Origin of the sequence: Allofournierella sp., from assembly GCF_017889395.1 — a bacterium.
Taxonomy (GTDB): domain Bacteria; phylum Bacillota; class Clostridia; order Oscillospirales; family Ruminococcaceae; genus Allofournierella.
Genome location: NZ_JAGHKE010000014.1, coordinates 1 through 19,245, shown reverse-complemented (window position 1 = coordinate 19,245; position 19,245 = coordinate 1). Strand labels below are relative to the sequence as shown.

At 60.6% G+C, this 19,245-nt stretch carries 17 protein-coding genes and 1 pseudogene; 9 read left to right on the top strand and 9 right to left on the bottom strand.

What is annotated here, in order from left to right:
• The first annotated feature begins 113 nt into the window (after nucleotides 1-113).
• The 9 genes from J7G73_RS02880 (at nucleotide 114) to J7G73_RS02840 (ending at nucleotide 9,417) form a co-directional block, all read left to right on the top strand.
• Complete coding sequence (locus tag J7G73_RS02880; protein ID WP_291245147.1) at nucleotides 114-1,169, top strand: helix-turn-helix transcriptional regulator; 1,056 nt, start codon at nucleotides 114-116, stop codon at nucleotides 1,167-1,169.
• Between the two features lie 157 nt (nucleotides 1,170-1,326).
• The gene (locus tag J7G73_RS02875; protein WP_087292461.1) at nucleotides 1,327-2,952 is read left to right on the top strand and encodes a phosphotransferase; all 1,626 of its coding nucleotides are present in this window, start codon (nucleotides 1,327-1,329) and stop codon (nucleotides 2,950-2,952) included.
• A 75-nt stretch (nucleotides 2,953-3,027) separates the two neighbouring features.
• Nucleotides 3,028-4,365 carry a hypothetical protein gene (locus J7G73_RS02870; RefSeq protein ID WP_291245146.1) on the top strand — a complete coding sequence of 446 codons (1,338 nt, stop codon included), beginning with the start codon at nucleotides 3,028-3,030 and terminating at the stop codon, nucleotides 4,363-4,365.
• Complete coding sequence (yfcE, locus tag J7G73_RS02865) at nucleotides 4,362-4,904, top strand: phosphodiesterase (RefSeq protein WP_087292455.1); 543 nt, start codon at nucleotides 4,362-4,364, stop codon at nucleotides 4,902-4,904. Before J7G73_RS02870 ends, yfcE begins: the two co-directional genes overlap by 4 nt.
• Nucleotides 4,905-4,918: 14 nt before the next feature.
• Nucleotides 4,919-5,386, top strand: a complete 468-nt coding sequence (locus J7G73_RS02860) for an S-ribosylhomocysteine lyase (RefSeq protein WP_291245145.1) — start codon at nucleotides 4,919-4,921, stop codon at nucleotides 5,384-5,386.
• Nucleotides 5,387-5,576: 190 nt separating this feature from the next.
• Nucleotides 5,577-6,614, top strand: coding sequence for an iron chelate uptake ABC transporter family permease subunit (locus J7G73_RS02855; RefSeq protein ID WP_291245144.1), 1,038 nt, complete (start codon nucleotides 5,577-5,579; stop codon nucleotides 6,612-6,614).
• Nucleotides 6,611-7,588: an iron chelate uptake ABC transporter family permease subunit gene (locus J7G73_RS02850; RefSeq protein WP_291245143.1), complete on the top strand. Its 978-nt coding sequence runs from the start codon at nucleotides 6,611-6,613 to the stop codon at nucleotides 7,586-7,588. The genes J7G73_RS02855 and J7G73_RS02850 overlap by 4 nt, the downstream gene beginning before the upstream one ends.
• 2 nt (nucleotides 7,589-7,590) lie before the next feature.
• Complete coding sequence (locus J7G73_RS02845; protein WP_087292443.1) at nucleotides 7,591-8,343, top strand: ABC transporter ATP-binding protein; 753 nt, start codon at nucleotides 7,591-7,593, stop codon at nucleotides 8,341-8,343.
• Between the two features lie 42 nt (nucleotides 8,344-8,385).
• Nucleotides 8,386-9,417 carry a siderophore ABC transporter substrate-binding protein gene (locus tag J7G73_RS02840; protein WP_291245142.1) on the top strand — a complete coding sequence of 344 codons (1,032 nt, stop codon included), beginning with the start codon at nucleotides 8,386-8,388 and terminating at the stop codon, nucleotides 9,415-9,417.
• 78 nt (nucleotides 9,418-9,495) lie between these two features.
• Here J7G73_RS02840 and J7G73_RS02835 read toward each other — a convergent pair whose 3' ends face one another.
• From J7G73_RS02835 to J7G73_RS02795, 9 genes and pseudogenes are all read right to left on the bottom strand, one after another.
• Nucleotides 9,496-10,815: a hypothetical protein gene (locus tag J7G73_RS02835; RefSeq protein ID WP_291245141.1), complete on the bottom strand. Its 1,320-nt coding sequence runs from the start codon at nucleotides 10,813-10,815 to the stop codon at nucleotides 9,496-9,498.
• Between the two features lie 15 nt (nucleotides 10,816-10,830).
• The gene (locus tag J7G73_RS02830; RefSeq protein WP_291245140.1) at nucleotides 10,831-12,306 is read right to left on the bottom strand and encodes an MBOAT family O-acyltransferase; all 1,476 of its coding nucleotides are present in this window, start codon (nucleotides 12,304-12,306) and stop codon (nucleotides 10,831-10,833) included.
• A gap of 49 nt (nucleotides 12,307-12,355) precedes the next feature.
• Nucleotides 12,356-14,134 (bottom strand): hypothetical protein, encoded by a 1,779-nt coding sequence (locus J7G73_RS02825; protein ID WP_291245139.1) that lies wholly within the window; start codon nucleotides 14,132-14,134, stop codon nucleotides 12,356-12,358.
• A gap of 108 nt (nucleotides 14,135-14,242) precedes the next feature.
• On the bottom strand, nucleotides 14,243-14,611 hold the full coding sequence (locus tag J7G73_RS02820) for a DUF2304 domain-containing protein (protein WP_087292429.1): 369 nt from the start codon (nucleotides 14,609-14,611) through the stop codon (nucleotides 14,243-14,245).
• The gene (locus tag J7G73_RS02815) at nucleotides 14,608-15,318 is read right to left on the bottom strand and encodes a glycosyltransferase family 2 protein (protein ID WP_291245138.1); all 711 of its coding nucleotides are present in this window, start codon (nucleotides 15,316-15,318) and stop codon (nucleotides 14,608-14,610) included. Before J7G73_RS02815 ends, J7G73_RS02820 begins: the two co-directional genes overlap by 4 nt.
• Nucleotides 15,319-15,328: 10 nt before the next feature.
• Entirely contained in the window at nucleotides 15,329-15,889 is a 561-nt protein-coding gene (locus J7G73_RS02810) for a glycosyltransferase (RefSeq protein WP_291245180.1), read from the bottom strand.
• A 90-nt stretch (nucleotides 15,890-15,979) separates the two neighbouring features.
• Nucleotides 15,980-17,533: pseudogene (gene wecB, locus J7G73_RS02805) on the bottom strand (non-hydrolyzing UDP-N-acetylglucosamine 2-epimerase); the annotation flags it as partial.
• A 25-nt stretch (nucleotides 17,534-17,558) separates the two neighbouring features.
• Nucleotides 17,559-18,683 carry an NAD-dependent epimerase/dehydratase family protein gene (locus tag J7G73_RS02800; protein WP_291245137.1) on the bottom strand — a complete coding sequence of 375 codons (1,125 nt, stop codon included), beginning with the start codon at nucleotides 18,681-18,683 and terminating at the stop codon, nucleotides 17,559-17,561.
• A 21-nt stretch (nucleotides 18,684-18,704) separates the two neighbouring features.
• On the bottom strand, nucleotides 18,705-19,245 hold a 541-nt coding region (locus J7G73_RS02795), incomplete at its 5' end, for a polysaccharide biosynthesis protein (protein WP_291245136.1).

The following is a 19,245-nucleotide window of genomic DNA, read 5'->3' as shown; positions in this document are numbered from 1 at the left end:
TTCTGTGCCCGAAGAAGGCAGGCAACAGGCTGTTGCTTGCGGCGCGCCGTGGGCCGGTGCTATACTGAGGGCAGAAAAACGGAACAACACCGGGCGGAAAGCGGGGCAATACCATGAGCGAACAGCAGCAAACAAAAACAGAGCAGAGTCAGGACTTTGGCGGAAGGCTGGCGGCTCTGCGCCGGGCGGCGGGGCTGAGCCAGCAGCAGCTGGCCGAGCAGCTGTTTGTGACCCGGCAGGCGGTGAGCCGCTGGGAGCAAAACCGCACCCAGCCGGACCTTGCCACCCTGCAGCAGCTGACCGCGGCGCTGGGCTGCAGCCTGGATGAGCTAGTGGGCGGGCTGGACCCGGATGCCGCCTTCCGCCGCCGCTGTGCCGCCTGGCAAAAGGCTACCCGATTTGCCTTCTGGCTGGCACTGGCAGTACAGCTTGGGCTGTTTGTGCTGGGGGCAGCGCGGGGGCAGCTGGACTGGGTACTTTTGCCGGTGCTGCTGTTTTTGTGCGGCGGAAGCCTGCACCCGATTCTGGCCATGATGACCTCCAGCGGCGACTATACCATGCTGGCGGGCTATGACCCGGACGCGGCCTACGACGAAAAAAAGCTGGAAACACTGGTGCGAGCCATGGACCTGTGGGTCCAGCTGACCACGGCGGGCATTAGTCTGATCGCGGTGCCGCTGGCCTTTGCTCCCGGCGGATGGAGCTTCGGCGTTCTGATCGTGATTCAGGCGGTCGGGCTGCTGGGAGCCATTGGCTGCGCCCAGTACAAATACGGCCGGAATCTGGTGACCGGGTATCCCGGTCTTGCGGCCAAAGCAAAGCCGGGGCGCGAGCTGGCAAAGGATATCCAGACCCAGCAGGCAAAGCCGGTGCTCTGGTGGAGCGGGCTGTTCGGGGCACAATTCTTCCTCTGTCTTTTCTGTGCGGGGGTGTTCCGCATCCCCAACAACAGCCCGGGGGCCATAGCGCAGATGGCTACCATGCTGCCGGGCGTCTGCCTGGGCATCGTCTTTTTGCTGTGCCAGACCGGCCGGGCCAAGCGGATGGCGGCGGAGGGCCGGGAATGGAAAATAAACAAAAGCGGTGCGGTCATGCTGTCGGGCGCTGCAGCACTGATGGTGCTGCAGCTGCTGGCGGCTGTGTTCATGCAGGGCGGCGGCAGCTGGTGAACCAGTTTGAGAATTGGCGGGTCAATAGGAAAAACACCCCGATACCTTGTATTGGGGTGTTTCTTTTACTATAATAGAGTTACATTGATTTCTGACAGATTTTCACCGGATCTGCCGCTGTGCGCGGCAGCCGGGCAAACAGAAAGGGGAAAACCCAATGCCGAACCTATTGATTCTGGGCGCAGGCGGTTTTGGCCATATGGTCTACGAATCCGCCATGGCGACCCGCCAGTTTGATAAAATTGCCATGCTGGACGATGCCTGCAAGGAGGCCTGCGTCATCGGCAAGCTGGTGGACTACAAGGACTTCCGCAAGGAATACCCCTGTGCGGTGGCCGCCTTCGGCAACAACAAGATGCGGCTGCACTGGGTAAAAAAGCTGCTGGAGGCGGATTTTGTGGTGCCCACCATCATCCATCCCAGCGCGGTGGTCAGCCCCAGTGCCGAGATCGGCGCGGGCAGCTTTGTGATGCAGCGGGCCGTGATCAACACCCACAGCAAGCTGGGTCTGGGCTGCCTGGTGAACAGCGGCGCCATCATTGACCACGATACGGTAGTGGACGAGGGCGCGCACATCGGTCTGGGCAGCGTGGTCAAGGCCAACTGCCATGTGGAGGCCCACCGCAAGGTGGAGGCGGGCGAGGTGATCTTTGCCAAGCGCCGCAAGATCGACGGTGTGGACAGCCGCATGCTGGAGGATGCGCTGTATGCCTTCGGCTTCGGCAACCAGTGCAGCTATGTGCAGCCCTTCGGCGCGGGCCACATCAACGAGACCTACGCGGTGTTTATGCCCGGAGAGAACGGCGAGGAAGAGCTGAGCTACGTGCTGCAGCGCATCAACATCAATGTGTTCAAAAAGCCTCGCGAGGTGATGGAGAACATCTTCGGCGTGACCGAGTACCTGCGCCAGAGCATCCGAGCCGCCGGCGGTGACCCGGACCGGGAGACCCTGAGCTATATCAAGACCAAAGCCGGGGAAAACTATTTCGAGGATACCGATGGCCTGCCCTGGCGGTGCTATAACTTTATTCCGGATTCGGTCTGCTACCAGAGTGTGGAGTGCCCGGAGCAGTTCTATCAGTCCGCCCGCAGCTTTGGCCGCTTTCTCAAGCAGCTGGACGGCTACCCGGCGGATACCCTGTACGAGACCATTCCCAAGTTCCACGACACCGAGGACCGGCTGAAGAATTTTAAACAGGCGCTGCGCCGGGATGTGAAAAACCGTGCCCGTACCTGCAAGGATGAGATCCAGTTTGTGCTGGACCATGCGGCGGACTGCAGCGTGCTCATGAGCCAGCTGCGGGCGGGTACCCTGCCTCTGCGGGTCACCCACAACGACACCAAGCTGAACAACATCCTGTTCGACGAGAAGACCGGCGAGGGCATCTGCATCATTGATCTGGATACCATCATGCCCGGCCTTGCTCTCAATGACTTCGGTGACTCCATCCGCTTCGGTGCCACCCATGCCGCTGAGGACGAGCCGGATCTTGCCAAGGTGAACTTCGACATCGATCTGTTCGAGGCCTACACCAAGGGCTATCTGGAAACCGCAGGCGATGTGCTCACCGAAAACGAGAAGGCGAATCTGGCCTGGGGTGCAAAGCTGCTGACGCTGGAGTGCGGCATGCGCTTTTTAACTGACTACCTGCAGGGGGATACCTACTTCAAGACCCAGTATCCCACCCACAACCTGATCCGCGCCCGCACCCAGTTCAAGCTGGTGCAGGATATGGAGCAGCAGTTTGAGGCCATGCAGGACATTGTGAAGAAATACAGCTGAGCCGCGCAGGACGCGGCAGAGGGCAGAGCCTGCGGCGCGGGCTCTGCCACCCTGTTTTTTAAAGGAGAAGGACCCTTGCATTCTTTTATCATCGACTGCCTTTACGGCTATGCGAATCTTGCCGTGCTTGGGCTTGCGCTGGGCTGCATGTGGTATGCCTGGCAGACGCTGCGCCGCCCCATGGAAGCTCCCTGGTTTGATCTGGGCAGACAGCTGACGGTGCAGCGGCAGCTGTTCGGCGGCTGGCTGGGCGATGTCCGGCAGGCGCTGGCACCCTGGCTGTTTATCGTGGCAGCGGCGGTCTACCAGTTCGAGATCTTTTTTGTGAACAGCCTGTATCGGGACCGTCTGCCCTGGCTGTTTGAATACGGTACCATGGCGCTGGACCATCTGGTGGTGCTTTGCCTGCTGGTCAAGATTTTGCTTTGCACCCGGTACGACGGCCGCCAGCTGGCTGCTGCCTTCTGCGTGCTGTTTGTGATCCGCTGGGTGTTTATGAACGACCATAATAAGTGGATGATGATGGCGCTGCTGTTTGCGCTGGCAGCCAAGGATGTGCCGCTGCGCCGGGCGCTGAAGCTGGTGCTGCCGGTGGGAGCGCTCAGCGTGGGTGTTGTGGCGCTCAGCTCGGTGGCAGGTGTGATCGATACCGTGCAGGAGCTGGGCACCGGCCGCTACCGGAACAGCTTCGGCTATGGCTGGTACAATTTCTTCGGGGCCTGCCTGCTGGCCCTTGCACTGATGTCTGTGTGCCTGCGGGGGGTAAAGCGGCTGAAATGGTTCGACTTTGCCCTGCTGGCAGTGCTGACGGTATTCTGCAACTTCGGGCCGGACAGCCGGGCTGTCACCATCTGCCTGGTGCTGCTCATCGCCGCTTTGCTGGTGGTGCACATTTGGCCCGGCGTGCTGCGTCCGCTGCCGGTACGGCTGCTGCTCACGGCTGCGCCGCTGCTGGCCTTTGCCGCCAGTATGGGACTTGCCCTTGGCTGGAATCCGGAGAACCCGCTGCTGGCCCGGCTGGACAGTCTGTTCAGCACCCGCATCTCACTGGGCTGGCAGGGCATTACCACCATGCCGTTTGCCATTGCGGGCCAGATGCCCGGGGCGGATATGCTGGTGGACAATGCCTATCTGTATTACTGGATCGTGGCCGGTCCGGTGGCCAGTGCCCTGATCTGGCTGGGCTTTGCCCTGCTGATGTGGCGGCTGCTCAAGGAAGGCCTGACTGCCGAGGCGGTGTGCTGCCTGGTGATGCTCTGCCACGCCACCATGGAGACCCATGTGCTGTGGGCCTGCATGAATGTGACCGTCTGGCTGCTGTGCGGGGTGCTTTTCTGGCCGCAGCGTCAGCCCGGTTTTGAAAAGACAGAGGAAAAAACGAAAATCCATTTCAAAGGAGTCGTAAACGTATGAAGCTTCTGATCGCGTCCGACCTGCACGGTTCGGCCTATTATTGTGAAAAACTGATGGAGCGCATTCAGGCCGAGCAGCCGGACCGCATTCTGCTGCTGGGGGATCTGCTGTATCACGGCCCCCGCAACGACCTGCCCGAGGGCTATGCACCCAAAAAGGTGATCCCCATGCTGAACGGCCTGAAGGAGAAGATCATCGCGGTGCGGGGCAACTGCGAGGCCGAGGTGGACCAGATGGTGCTGGAATTCCCGGTGATGGCCGATTATACCACCCTCTGGCTGGAGGAGGGCAAGTGCCTGTTTGCCACCCACGGCCACAAGTTCAACCCGGAGAACCTGCCTCCCATGCCTGCCCACAGTGCCTTTGTGTTCGGCCATGTGCATGTGAAGCACGCCGAATGGCAGGGCGATACCCTGATTCTGAACCCGGGCAGCGTATCCATTCCCAAGGACGGCTCCCACAGCTATATGATCTATGAAAACGGCCTGTTCACCACCAAGACCATTGACGGTCAGGTGCTGGGCAGCATCGCCTACTGAGCAGGAGGATTCCCATGAAAACCATCGCAAGTTTTACCGTCGACCACGACAAGCTGGAAAAGGGCATGTATGTTTCCCGGGTGGACGGCGACGTGATCACCTACGACATCCGCATGGTCAAGCCCAACGGGGGCGTGTATCTGCCCAGTCCCGCCATGCACACCTTCGAGCATCTGTTCGCCACCTATGTGCGCAACTCCGCCTACAGCGACCAGATCATCTACGTGGGCCCCATGGGCTGCCGCACCGGCTTTTACTTCCTCACCCGGGATGCCATGAGCGGGGAGCAGGCCATTGCTCTGGTGCGGGAGTGCTTTGCCTTCATCGCCGACTTTGAGGGCAAGATCCCCGGCAGCGAGCGCAAGGAGTGCGGCAACTACCTGGAGCACGACCTGCCCGGTGCCAAGGCCACGGCAGCGGATATGTGCAAGGTGCTGGAGCACTGGACCGAGCCCATGCTGCAGTATGATTATCAGGCCTGAACTTGTTTAAACAGCAAGATTGTAAAAGCAGCCGCGCAAGAATTTGATTGCGCGGCTGCTTTTTTTCATGCTATACTCACTCATGCAATGCGCGGTGCCCGGCAGACAAGACCAGCTGCCCCAGGCCGCGCTTACTTTATGAAAAGTGGTTAGTTTATACTAACCTTGTGCGATAAGGAGGGTACCATCCATGAAATCCAACCGGATCACTGCAGTGCTTGCGGCGATTCTGGCAATACTGGCCGCCGCATCCCTGTTTGTGGGCGTGATCGATCTGGAGCTGAGAGCGCTTATACAGGGCGATGCCCACACCTGGGAGATCTTTCTTCTGTCCCGCCTGCCCCGGCTGCTGGCCATTCTGTGCACCGGCGCGGGCATGAGTGTGGCAGGACTGATTATGCAGCAGCTGTGCAGCAATAAATTTGTATCCCCCACCACCGGGGCGACCATCTCTTCCGCCCAGCTGGGCATTCTGTTTGCCCTGTTGTTCCTGCCGGATTCCACCCTGTGGGGGCGGGCGCTGTTCGCTTTTGCCGCCGCCATTGCGGGCACCTGGGTATTTGTGTGGTTCATCCAGCGCATCCGGTTCAAGGATGCGGTCATGGTGCCGCTGGTGGGCATCATGTTCGGCAATGTGATCGGCGGTGTGACCAGCTATCTGGCTTATCAGTACGAGATGACCCAGGCGCTGTCCTCCTGGCTGGTGGGACATTTTTCCCTGGTCATCAAGGGCCGGTATGAGATCGTATGGCTCACCGCTCCGCTGATCGTGCTGGCCTTTGTGTTCGCCAACCACTTCAACATTGTGGGCCTGGGCCGGGATTTTTCCAAAAACCTGGGCGTGCCATACAATCTGGTGCTGTTCATGGGCTTGAGCATCTCGGCCATGATCACCGCCAGCGTGGTGGTGGTCGTGGGCTCCATCTCCTATATCGGTTTGATCGTGCCCAATCTGGTGGCCCTGTTCAAGGGCGATAAGATCCGCGGCACTCTGGCGGATACCGCCCTGTTCGGTGCCATCTTTGTGCTGGTGTGCGACATGATCGGCCGGGTGGTGATCGCGCCCTATGAGCTGCCCATCGAGCTGATCGTGGGCATTCTGGGCAGTGTGCTGTTTATCGGCCTGCTGTTTTACCGGCTGCGCAATGGCCGGAAGGCCATCCGGCTCACGGCTCCGGCGCAGAGCTGCTGCCCCATGCCGGCAAAGGAAGGAGGCTGCGAAGCATGAATACTGCTGCCATCCGGTCCAACCGGCGCAAGCTGCTGATTCTGGCGGTACTGGCGCTGGTGTGTGCCGCGGGCTATCTGCTGGTCAATACCGACCCGGCCAACGCCCGTCTGTTCGCCTACTCCATGAAGATCCGCGCCCCCAAGCTGGCGGCCATGGCGGTCACGGCGGTGTCCATCGGTGGGGCGTCCATTGTGTTCCAGTCGGTGATCAACAACACCATCGTTACCCCCTGCCTGCTGGGCATGAACGCGCTGTACACCCTCATCCACACCGCGGTGGTGTTCTTTCTGGGATCGGCCAGTGTGGTCGCCACCAACGCGAATCTGGCCTTCGGGGTGGATGTGGTGCTGATGGGCATTGCGGCCACGGTGCTGTATAGCTGGATCTTCCGCATGACCCGCCACAACGTGCTGTATGTGCTGTTGGTGGGCACGGTGCTCACCTCCTTTTTCGGCAGCATCCAGACCACCCTCACCCGGGTGATGGACCCCAACGAGTACGACAGCCTGCTGAGCACCCTGGTGGCCAGCTTCAGCAACATCAACTCCGAGATTCTGCTGTTCTCGGTGCTGCTGCTGGCAGGGGTGGCCTTTGCCCTGCGGCGGGAGCTTGCCCTGCTGGATGTGCTGACTCTGGGCAAGGACCAGGCCATCAACCTGGGCGTGGACTACGACCGCTGCATCCGCCGCCTGCTGCTGGGGGTTGCCCTCTGCATCGCGGTGGCCACCGCCATGGTGGGCCCCATCTCCTTTCTGGGGCTGATCATCGCCAACCTCTCCCGCCAGCTGCTGCGCACCTACCGGCATACTCAGCTGATCGCCGGTTCCGCCTTGTTCGGCATGGCGGTGCTGGTGGGCGGCCAGCTCATTGTGGAGCATGTGTATTCCTACGCCGTGCCGGTGAGCGTGTTTATCACGGTGGGCGGTGGACTTTATTTCCTCTATCTGCTTTTGGCAAGAAAGAAGGTGTGACCATGAAGATTCAAGGATTGACCAAGCGTTATCAGGGCAGGACTGTGGTGAACGGGGTGAGCTTTTCCATTCCGAAGGGCAAGGTGACCTCACTGATCGGCCCCAACGGGGCGGGCAAGTCCACCGTGATGAGCATGATCTCCCGGCTCATTGCCCAGGACGAGGGCCTGGTGGAGCTGGACGGCACTCACATCGGCCATTGGAAGAGCCGGGAGCTGGCCCGGCGGCTGGCTATTCTCACCCAGTCCAACAACATTCAGATGAAGCTCACGGTGCGGGAGCTGGTGGCCTTCGGCCGCTTCCCTTATTCCGGCAGCCGGCTCACCGCCGAGGACACAGAGATCATTGACCGGGCCATTGCCTATATGGAGCTGGAGGAATTCCAGGACCGGTTTCTGGATGAGCTCTCCGGCGGGCAGCGGCAGCGGGCGCTGATCGCCATGGTCATCGCCCAGGACACCGAGTATATCCTGTTGGACGAGCCCACCAACAATCTGGACATCTACCACGCCACCAATCTGATGAAGACGGTGCGCCGCCTGTGCGATGAGCTGGGCAAAACCGTGATTCTGGTGCTGCACGAGATCAACTATGCGGCCTTTTACTCCGATTACATCTGCGCCTTCAAGGACGGCGGCATCGCCAAGTTCGGCCCGGTGCACGAGGTGATCACCAAGGAGAATCTGTCCGACATCTACGGAGTGGAGTTTGAGGTCCAGACCGTGAAGGGCAGGCCGCTGTCCATCTATTACTGACGCACATTTCAAACAAATCTTCCATCAAAGGAGAAATTTCCCATGAAAAAATATCTTTCCCTGGCGCTGGCCGGCTTGCTGGCCCTTTCCATGACCGCCTGCGGCGGCATCGCGGCAGACCTGGCCGCAATGGCGTCCCCCAAAAGCGAAAGTGAGGCGGCCGCATCCGGTTCCTCCTCTGCCGCACAGCAGGAAATAACCATCCGGAGCCTGAACGGCAGCAAGGAAACCGTGGAACTGACGGTTCCCTACGATCCTCAGCGGATCGCAGTGCTGGATATGGCCAGCCTGGACATTCTGGATGCACTGGGCCTGGGCGGCCGGGTGGTGGGCAGCGCCTCCACCAGTCTGGATTACCTGAAGAGCTATATGGAGGATAAAGCGGTGGCCAACCTGGGCACCATCAAGGAGGCGGATCTGGAGGCGGTGATGGCCAGCGATCCGGACGTGATCTTCATCGGCGGCCGCCTGGCCTCCTCCTACGATGCTCTGAGCGAGATCGCGCCGGTGATCTATCTTTCCACCGATACCGAGCTGGGCGTGGTGGAGAGCGTGCGCCAGAACGCCGCCACCGTTGCCTCTCTGTTCGGGCTGGAAAGCAAGGCGAAGGAGCTGATGGCGGGCTTTGACGGCCGCATTGCCGCTCTGCAGGAGTTTGCTGCCGGCAAGACCGCCATTGTGGGCATGTGCACCAGCGGCAGCTATAACGTGCTGGGCAACGACGGCCGCTGCTCGCTGATCGGCCGGGAGATCGGCTTTGAGAACATCGGCGTGGATGCCAACATCGACACCTCCACCCACGGCAATGAGGCTTCCTTCGAGTTCATCGTGGAAAAGGACCCCCAGTACATCTTTGTGATGGACCGTGACGCGGCCATCGGCACCGATGGCGCCAAGCTGGCCCAGGAGATCATGGACAATGAGCTGGTGAACAAGACTCAGGCGGCGCAGGAGGGCCACGTGGTCCATCTGGCCAACCCGGCGGTATGGTACACGGCGGAAGGCGGTATTACTGCTCTGGACCGGATGCTGTCTGACCTGGAAACCGGTCTTGGCTTGAACGCTTACGCTTAAACAGAGAAAAGCCCCGCTTCACCGCGCTGCAACAGCGCGTGAAGCGGGGCTTTTGTTGTTGTACAGGAGGAACGGAGATCAGGTGGTGCTGGCCTTGGCAAACCATTCCTCGTCCACCACCAGGCAGTCGGCGGTGGTGCCCACCAGGGCGTTGGTCACCAGATCGGCATTGTCCGCCCCGTAGGTTTCCAGATACTGAGCCTCATAGGAGGTCTGCAGGCCCTGCAGCGCGGCCTCGATGCCGGGGAAGTACAGCTTGAGGGCCTCCGGTTTGCAGTGCAGGCCGTCGTAGAACAGGCTTTCCGGCACGCCGATGCGGCTGGCATGGTAGCTGCCGTACAGGGGAATGTTGTGCTCCTGGGCAAAGCTGCGCAGCCAGGGCTCCACATCAAAGAAGCCCTCAAAGCCCTGGGGATTGTCGTGGACATATTTGATGATGAAGGGGTGATAGGGCGTGAGCAGCAAGACCACGTTCACATCCTTGCTTTGCACATAGCTTACAAAACGCTCGAACAGATCGGTCCAGTAGGGGTCCATCTGGGAAAAGCCGTGCAGTCCGTCCAGGGTGCCCGCCTGATCCAGTACCTCGGCCATCACCTGGTCGTAATTCCAGTTGCGAAAATCCGCCTGATAGACCACAGTGCCGTCCGGGGCTTTGGCGTTGTATTCCAGCTGGTCCAGATCACCGCTCACCGGCTGGAAGGGAATGCTTTCGCCGTCCTCGGTGGTGGTCTCGCCGGTGGCCCGCTGCTTCAGAGCATATTTCACGTTGCCCTGGAAGTAGGCCGGGTCGATCAGTGCCTTCCACAGCTCCAGCTTGTCCGGCTCCTGATAATCGCTTTCAATGCCAAGAGCGTTCTGCAAAAATTCCGGAAAGAGTTCTGTGTCGGCCTGCTGGTTCAGGGTGGGATTCTCGCCGTTGAACAGCCAGGGGTCCACCTCGATGATCAGGTTTTTGGGCAGCTTGCCCTCCTTGTCCAGCAGATAGAAGCAGTTCATCACATCCATGGCGGAGGCGCCGCTCAGGCCCATGTTGAAAAAGCTGCCGCCCACCAGCTCCTGCTGCAGCTGCAGCACCCGGCTGGAGCCAAGAGCAATGGTTTCCGGCACCTGCTCCTCCGGCAGATTCTGTACATACAGCTCCAGCACCGCCCGCTCGTCCATCTTGTCGTAGTTGGAAACGGTGTCACCTGCCAGCAGCATGTTGGCCACCTCGCGAGGAGCCAGTTCGCCCTGGAACAGGCCGCTGATGTCCACCTTATGGCTGAACCAGACCATGAACAGCAGAATGGGGATGAAAAAGCAGAATTTGATCAGAATCTCCAGCCCGGTGAAGAAACGATACAGGAGCGTGCGCACAAGGCTGCGCTTTTTTTTGCGCTTGGGTTGATTGGTCAAGATCGCCGCACCTCCTTAGAATTGCTGGTAGATATAAGCCGACTGGCCGAATACGCCGAAGAACAGCAGCAGCAGGCAGAGCCCGTAATACAGCGGCCAGCGCACCCAGGCCCGCTGGGTGCGAATCCACTGAGCCACCGGGCCGCGGGCTTCGATCAGTTCCACAACCAGGCTGCTGGCCACCAGCATGAGAACGGTACTGCCGCCCAGCCCCAGCGCCGCGAAGCCGCTGGCCAGCTGGGCAAGGCCTGCCTTCCCCCAGCCGGTGAAAAGACCGGCGAACACGGTGCCCGCCTGACCGCCATAAAGATCGGCCGCAAAGAAGACGATGCAGGCGGTGAACAGCAGATACACGCAGCACCGCTGGATGAATCCCTGCAGATGAGGAACCTGATACAGCGGGTTTTTCTTGGCCAGCTTGCGGCGCTTTTTGGCAGTGGCCTTGCCCACCACCATGAACAGGCCGTTCAGAACGCCCCAGATCACATAGCCCAGACTGGCGCCGTGCCACAGGCCGCTGATGGGGAAGATGATAAAGATGTTGAACCAGCCCTGCAGCTTGCCCAGGAAGCCCTCCGCGCCCCGGTTATAGAAGGAGAGGGGCGTGAAGATGTAGTCCTTGAACCAGTTGGTCAGGCTCATGTGCCACCGGTTCCACAGCTCGGTGTAGGTCTTGGCGGCAAAGGGGCGGTTGAAGTTTTCCAGAAGATCAAAGCCCAGCATCCGGCCCGCGCCGATGGCGATGTCGCAGCAGCCGGAGAAGTCCATGTAGATCTGGTAGCTGAACAGCAGGCTGGCCGCCAGCAGATAAGGGCCGGTGTGCTGGTCCGGTGCGGAATAGACCGCCCGCACAAATACGCCGATGTTGTCGGCAATGACCATCTTTTTCACATAGCCCCACAGCACCCGGAACAAACCGCCCGCCACCCGGTCATAGTCAAACCGGCGGGGATGCTCGAACTGAGCCATCAGGTGCTCCTTGCGCTCGATGGGGCCGGTGAAGATGCAGGGGAAAAAGCTCACGAACAGCGCGTATTTCAGCGGGTTGCGCTCGGCCTTGGTCTGGTGCAGATACACATCGATCACATAGCCCAGGCTCTGGAAGGTAAAGTAGGAAAGACCCAGCGGGGCAATCAGGTCCAGATGAGGTGCCGCGCCGCCGAACAGGCCGGTGATGCCGCCCAGCAGCTCACCGAAGAAGTTGAAGTACTTGAAAAAGAACAGAAACCCGCAGCAAACACCCAGCGAGACCACCAGAAACAGCCGCCGCGTGGCCTGTTGGGGAACACTGTCCATGGCCAGGGCGCACACCCAGGTCACCACGGTCACGCTGATGAGGATAAACACCAGTCGGGCGTTTTCCGGTTTATACAGATAGAAGGCATAGCTGGCCAGCAGCCAGAGGTAGGGCTTTGCCGGGCGGGGGACACAGTAGGTGAGTACCGCAACTCCCGCAAAAAAGCCCAAAAAGACCAATGTGTTAAAATCCATGCATGCACCTCACACCGAAATCGTTGAATCCAAGAGACTGCCGGGGCTTTCAGGAGCCCAGCTCCTGCTGCCGCTGAATGAAGGTTCCCCGGTCCAGATAGGGAGTGGAAGCCGGGTCAAAGCCCCAGCGCTCCAGCTCCGCATCGCTCTGCGCATCCGGGGATTTGAACACCACATACTCGTATTCCTCAAAGGCAGCGGCCAGATAGGGACCGTCGTCCCGCAGCTGCCAGAGCGCCGCGTGGTCGGTGTTGAACACATAGCGGGCCACCATCAGGCCGGTCCAGCCGTCCACCGGGGAGCTGTTGGTGTAGAACAGATAGCTGGCCCCTTCCGGCAGGCCGTATTCCTCCCGCAGCTCGATCCAGGGGGCCTGTTCGGCATTATTCTGGTAATCCTGCTTGCTGTAAAGGCAGCGCAGGGAACCGGGCTGGCAGACGAACAGAGCGTACAGGCAGCAGGCAAGAATAACTCCGCCCGCCCAGGGGCGTGCCTTGTGTCCCTGCAGATGCCACAGCAGCGCCATCAGCATAAGCCCGGTGATGGCGGCGCAGAAGCACACGATGTAGCGGGGAAGGCTGGCAAGAACCAGCATCTCCTCCCGGCTCATGGATAACAGATAGGTCAGATACAGGGTGAAAAGATAAAACGCCAGCGTCCCCAGGCTGCCGCAGGCATAGAGCAGGGTGCGTTTTTTGTCAATGCGGCCCATTGCCAGAAGCAGCAGCGGAACCGCGATGCAAAAAGCGACGGTGATCCAGAAGAAGACCACGCCGCTGTAGCCCGGGTGCAGCCAGTAGGTGAAAAAGCTTTGCTGAAAGGCGGCGATATCCGCCGCGCTTTTTTCGCTGATCTGCTGGGCGTAGTTCTCCACCGAGACCGCGTGCTTGGAAGAGGTTTCGCCGTATACCAGCTGAACCCGCAGCAGCCAGAGTGCCCATACACCGACAGGGGCAAGGGTCAGCAGACCGCTCCAGATCCAGCGGATCTTGCGGGAGAAGCCGCTGTGCCAGACCGCCCAGAGGGCCAGAACAAGACCGATGACCGCAAAGATCAGTCCGCTGTTTTTCACCAGAGTGGTGAAGCAGAGCAGGACCAGCGCACCGGTCAGACCGCCGGCGGAATGCTCGTTACAGGAGGCGAGAATCACCGCGGCGGTGGCCAGCACCAGCAGGGTGAACAGGTAGTCCACCATCAGGCTGCCGCAACCGTTGAACTGCAAAAAGCAGAAGATGCCGTAGGCAACCAGCGCAGCCCCCACCGGCAGCGACCGGCGGCACAGAGGGATCAAAGCCAGGATGCAGGCCATGTTCAGGATAATGTGGGCAAACAGCATGGTGCCGTCCGAGGTGCCCAGCAGATCACACACCAGTTTGATCCAGACGGCGGTTCCCGGCGGGTAGCTCACATATTCCACCGCGGTATTGGCGGCGGTGGGGAAGGCGTTGTGGGTCAGGATACTTTTGGCCACGATGGCCCAGTGGGCAAAATTGTCATGCCCTTCCACGGCGGCGCCGCGCAAAAGCAGCATGAACCAGCCGCACACCAGGCCGAAGCCGATCATGGGCAGGGTGACAAGGCGCCGCAGCAGCTTCGGCCCCTGCCGGAAAAGCGTCCACAGGCCCAGCAGGATTCCTCCGGCGTACAAGACCGGCTGGATCAGTCCGAACAGGTTCACCAGCCCGAACAGATAGGTGACCACCGAAAGGGCGCACATGGCGACCACCGGCGTTTGCTCCGCCGGAAGCCGCAGCCGGTGGAACAGCCAGAGGCACCAGCCCAGAAAAAAAGCAGAAAATAAAAAAAGATGGAGCAGCAAGGCCATCATGAAATGCATCAATCCTTTGGCGGGGCTGCCGGGCCCCGATCGAAACCGAGGCCCGGCAGCTGCGCATGTTATTTGTATACCAAAATAGACGGACAGGCCCGATGATTGTTACCGGCCGGTACGTTGCATTTGCTCCTCCAGCTGGCGCACCCGATGCTCCAGCATGGCGTTTGTCTGGGTCAGGCGTTTGAGCCGCTCATTGTACTCGCTGACCACTGCGCACAGAATGAGCAGCACCAGCAGCACAAAGCAGAACAGCATGATGAACACCATGTTGGAGACCACCTCCACCTGCACCAGGCTGCGCAGGATCTTGGCGACCTCCGGCCAGATGGCCAGCACCAGCATGCCCGCGCCCAGCCCCAGCCAGGGCAGGCTGAACCGGACGCTGAGTCGGCCGTTCTTGACCATCACAAAGATGAGAAACAGAAAAACAAGATCGCCCACCAAAAGCAGGCCTTGGAATACCGGGCTCATCCTTTTCCTCCTTTTTGAATGGCGCTCAGCCGGTGGATGACGAGCGCCAGGCTGACCTTGATCATGTAGTACACACTCTTGAAGGCCCGGATGGACGATACGCCGCCCTGGCGCTCCTCCATAACCACCGGCACCTCGCCCACCTTGTAGCCGTTGCAGATGGCCGTAACGATGGCCTCCGGCTCCGGGTAATCCTGGGCGTAGTGCTTGGCGAAGAGGGCGGTCATCTGCTTGCCGCAGGCCCGGTAGCCGCTGGTCACGTCCAGCACACGCTGGCCGGTGAGCAGCCGGATCATAAAGCTCAGAAAACGGATGCCTACCCGCCGCATGAAGCTGGTCTGGAAGCCCTCCTTTTTGATGAAGCGGCTGCCGATGCACATGTCCAGCCTGCCCTCGGCCACGGGGCGGATCACATCGTACAGATATTGGGGGTCATGCTGACCGTCGCCATCCATCTGAACGGTGATGTCGTAGTCGTTGGCTGTGGCGTACAGATAACCGCTCTGCACACCGCCGCCGATGCCCAGATTCAGCGGCAGGTCCAGATAGTTGTAGCCGTTTTCCCGCAGGATGCGGGCGCTGTCGTCGGTGGAGCAGTCGTTCACCACCAGATAGTCCACATCCGGGCAGGTGGCCTTCAGCCGCTGCACCACCCGGCAGATGTTCTCCGCCTCGTTATAGCAGGGAATGATCACGAGTACCTTCAAGGGATTCACCTCAAACGTTTGTTTTTTCGCCTGGAATCAAAAATGCTTCCAGCTGGTCCAGCACCGCCCGGCGGCGGTAGTTCGCCTGGTACCAGGCGAAAGCCTTCTGCCCCAGTGTGGAGCGTTCTGCCTCACCGGCCCGATACAGCGCCAGCATATTGTTGGCCAGCGCGTCGGAATCCTGGGCGGGGCTGGCAAAGCCGCACCCGGAGGCCTCCACCGCCCGGGCGCCCTCGCCGTCCATACTGGCCAGCAGCGGCTTTGCTGCCGCCATATAGCTGGCGATCTTGGCGGGCACCGTCATGCCCAGGTCCGGGCTGGCGCTCAGAGAAGCCACAAGTCCATCCGCCAGCGTGGTATAGCGGGGTACCTCCGACGGGGGCACGCTGCCGGTGAACACCACCGTATCCCGGGCGTTCAGTTCGTCGGTCAGCGCCTCCAGAGCCTGTCGGCTCATGCCGTCGCCCACCATCAGAAGACGCAGATTCTCCGCGCCCATGCTCCGGGCCTTCACCGCGGCTCTGATCACCGTGTCCAGGCTCTGGGCCGGGCTGAAGTTGCCGGTGAACACCAGATTGAACCGGCCCGCATATCGCTCCGCCAGCGCCTCATCTGGCTGGGGAATGGCATAAAAATCCTCGCAGTGCTGGGGGATCACCGCCACCCGGTCGGCGCCCTTGCCGGTGCGCGCCATGAGCCGCTCCTTCAAAGAGGGGCTCATGGCGATGAGCTGCTCGGCCCGTTTGTAATGCCAGTCGCTCACCGCGCTGGCGATGTGGCGCAGAAGACCATTCTGCACCGGCAGCACGCTGTACAGGTTTTCCGGCCAGATGTCCAGCACGTAGCTGGTGAAGGGGATACGGTGGAGCTTTGCATACACAATGGCCGGGAAGTTCATCAGCACCGGGCTGGTATTGTAGCAGAGCACCGCGTCATAGGGGCCCTTCAGCCGCCACAGGCTGAACAGGGCGAAAAAGGGCCAGCTCACATAATTCAAAAAGATCATGGCCCCGGAATTGCCCTTGCGGGGGATTTCACCGGCCCGGAACACCTGCGCGCCCTTGTATTCCTCCCGGCGGGGACCGGTGTATTTGTAACCGGAAAACCACTCGCCCTTGGGATAGTTGGGCAGGCCGCACAGCACATCCACCTCCAGGCCGTCCTCAACAAACCCCTCCACAATGTCGTTGATGCGGAAGGGCTCCGGCCAGAAGTCCACCGCCTGCTCCACGCCGCCGGCGGTGATGCCCGCCAGAATGAAGCAGCCCTTGTCCAGCGCCTCGGGGCGCTCGGTGGAGGTGCGGATGCACACCGCCGGGAAGGGCTTGCCGATGCTGGTGAAGAAGCTGGACTCCTCGGGCAGGGTGCCGGAGTCGCTCACCACGCAGTAGGCGTTCATCTGCAGGTGGTTGTAGTCGTGGAAGCCCAGAGGCTCGTGCAGGCGCACCCGCTCGTCCAGCTGGAAGTTCATGGCCTCCAGCCGCTTGCGGCTGCGGGGATGGCAGGAGTAGAGAATGGGCATGTTGTATTTTTCCGCCAGCGCGTTGATGGACGAGAACAGGGCCACAAAGTTTTTCTCGGTGTCGATGTTCTCCTCCCGGTGGGCGCTGAGCAGCATGTACTTTTTGGGCTCCAGACCCAGACGCTCCAGCACATCGGAGGCCTCGATCTGGGCAAGGTTTGCCCGCAGGACCTCGGCCATGGGGCTGCCGGTCACATAGGTGCGCTCCTTGGCGGTGCCCTCGGCGTTCAGGTAGCGGCGGGCGTGCTCGGAGTAGCACAGGTTCACATCCGCGATGTGGTCCACGATGCGGCGGTTGGTCTCCTCGGGCAGGCACTCGTCAAAGCACCGGTTGCCCGCCTCCATGTGGAAGATGGGAATGTGCAGCCGCTTGGCGGAAATGGCGGACAGACAGCTGTTGGTGTCGCCCAGAATCAGCAGAGCATCGGGCTTTAATTCCACCATCAGCTTGTAGCTCTTGGCGATGATGTTGCCGATGGTCTCGCCCAGGTCCTCGCCCACCGCGTTCAGGTAGTGATCCGGCGCCCGCAGGCCCAGGTCCTCAAAGAAGATGCCGTTCAGGGTGTAGTCGTAGTTCTGGCCGGTGTGCACCAGAATCTGGTCAAAGTATTTGTCGCATTTTTTGATCACGGCGGCAAGGCGGATGATCTCCGGCCGGGTGCCCACGATGGTCATCAGTTTCAGTTTGCTCATAAAAAGCGCGCTCCTTTATGAAGAATCAGACGGGCAGGAAGAAGGTGTCCGGGTGGTCCGGGTCGAAGACCTCGTTGGCCCACATCACGGTGACCATATCGTCCTGACCCACATTCTCGATGTTGTGGGTGTAGCCGGTGGGAATGTCCACCACCTCCAGCTTGTCGCCGGAAACGTGGTATTCAATGACCTCGGTGCTGTCCAGCGCACGGAAGCGGATCACGCCGGTGCCCTTCACCACCAAGAACTTCTCGTTCTTGGAGTGGTGCCAGTGGTTGCCCTTCACGATGCCGGGCTTGGAGATATTGATGCTCACCTGACCGTGGGCCGGGGTGTGCAGAAATTCCGTGAAGCTGCCCCGGTTGTCGCAGTGCATGTTCAGCGGGTAGGAGAACCGGTCGGCGGGCAGGTAGGACAGCCAGGTGGAGTAAAGCTTCTGCTCCAGGCTACCGGGGGTCTGGTCCGGCACGTCCAGGGTCTCGCGGTTTTTGGCAAAGCCCTCGATGGTCTCGGCCAGATGGCCCAGGGTGGTCTCGTGCACCACCGGCACCACGCAGTAGTCGCCCTCGCGGGTGCAATTGCCGTCCAGTGCGGCCACAAAGCTGGCCACCACGTCGTCGATGTAAACCAGCGGCAGCCGGTATTCCGGGTCTCGCACCGAGAGGGGCAGGCCATTGGCGGAGTTGTGGCAGAAGGTGGCCACCACGCTGTTGTAGTTGGGGCGGCACCACTTGCCGAACACGCCGGGCAGCCGGAACACATACACCGGCGCGCCGGTGGCTTTGCCGTGGGCAAAGATGGCCTGCTCGGCCTGGGCCTTGCTCTTGCCGTAGTCGTTGTCCAGCGCGGCCTGGGTGCTGGAGGTCACCAGCACCGGGGCCTTGTTGCCCGCCTTGTCCAGCAGGTTGAGAAGGGTTTCGGTCAGGCCCGCGTTGCCCGCATAGAACTCACTGGGGTCCTTGGGGCGATTGATGCCCGCCAGATGATACACAAAGCCCGCTTTGGCGGCATACTCCGCCAGGGTCTCGGGGGTATCGTCCCGCTCAAAGAGCATCAGGTCGGTATAACCGGCGGTTTTCAGGGTGGCCACCAGATTTTTGCCGATGAAGCCGCCCGCACCGGTGATGAGGATAGGGGTATTCAGATCCATTGCAATGGCTTCCTTTTCCGTTTATTTCTTCCAGTTCTCCAGGGCCTCGCGCACGTAGTCGGTGGTGAGGATCTTCTCCACGGTCTCGTCCACGTTCAGCAGGCGGGTGTTGTGGCTGGTGTAAGCCTCGTCGGCCTCGGTGTGCACCTGGCCCTTCACCACGAACTTGTCGTAGTTCAGGTCGCGGCCGTCGGCGGACACGCGGTAGTAGCCGCCCATGTCCTCACTGCGGATGCGCTCCTCCTTGGTCATCAAGGTCTCATACAGCTTCTCGCCATGGCGGGTGCCGATGATCTGGGTGCCGGTGTCGCCGAACAGCTTCTGTACCGCCTTGGCCAGATCGCCGATGGTGGAGGCGTCGCTCTTCTGCACGAACAGGTCGCCCGGGTTTGCATGCTCGAAGGCAAACTGCACCAGGTCCACCGCCTCGTCCAGGTTCATCAGGAAACGGGTCATGTCCGGATCGGTGATGGTGATGGGCTTGCCGGCCTTGATCTGGTCGATGAACAGGGGAATCACGCTGCCGCGGCTGCACATCACGTTGCCGTAACGGGTGCAGCAG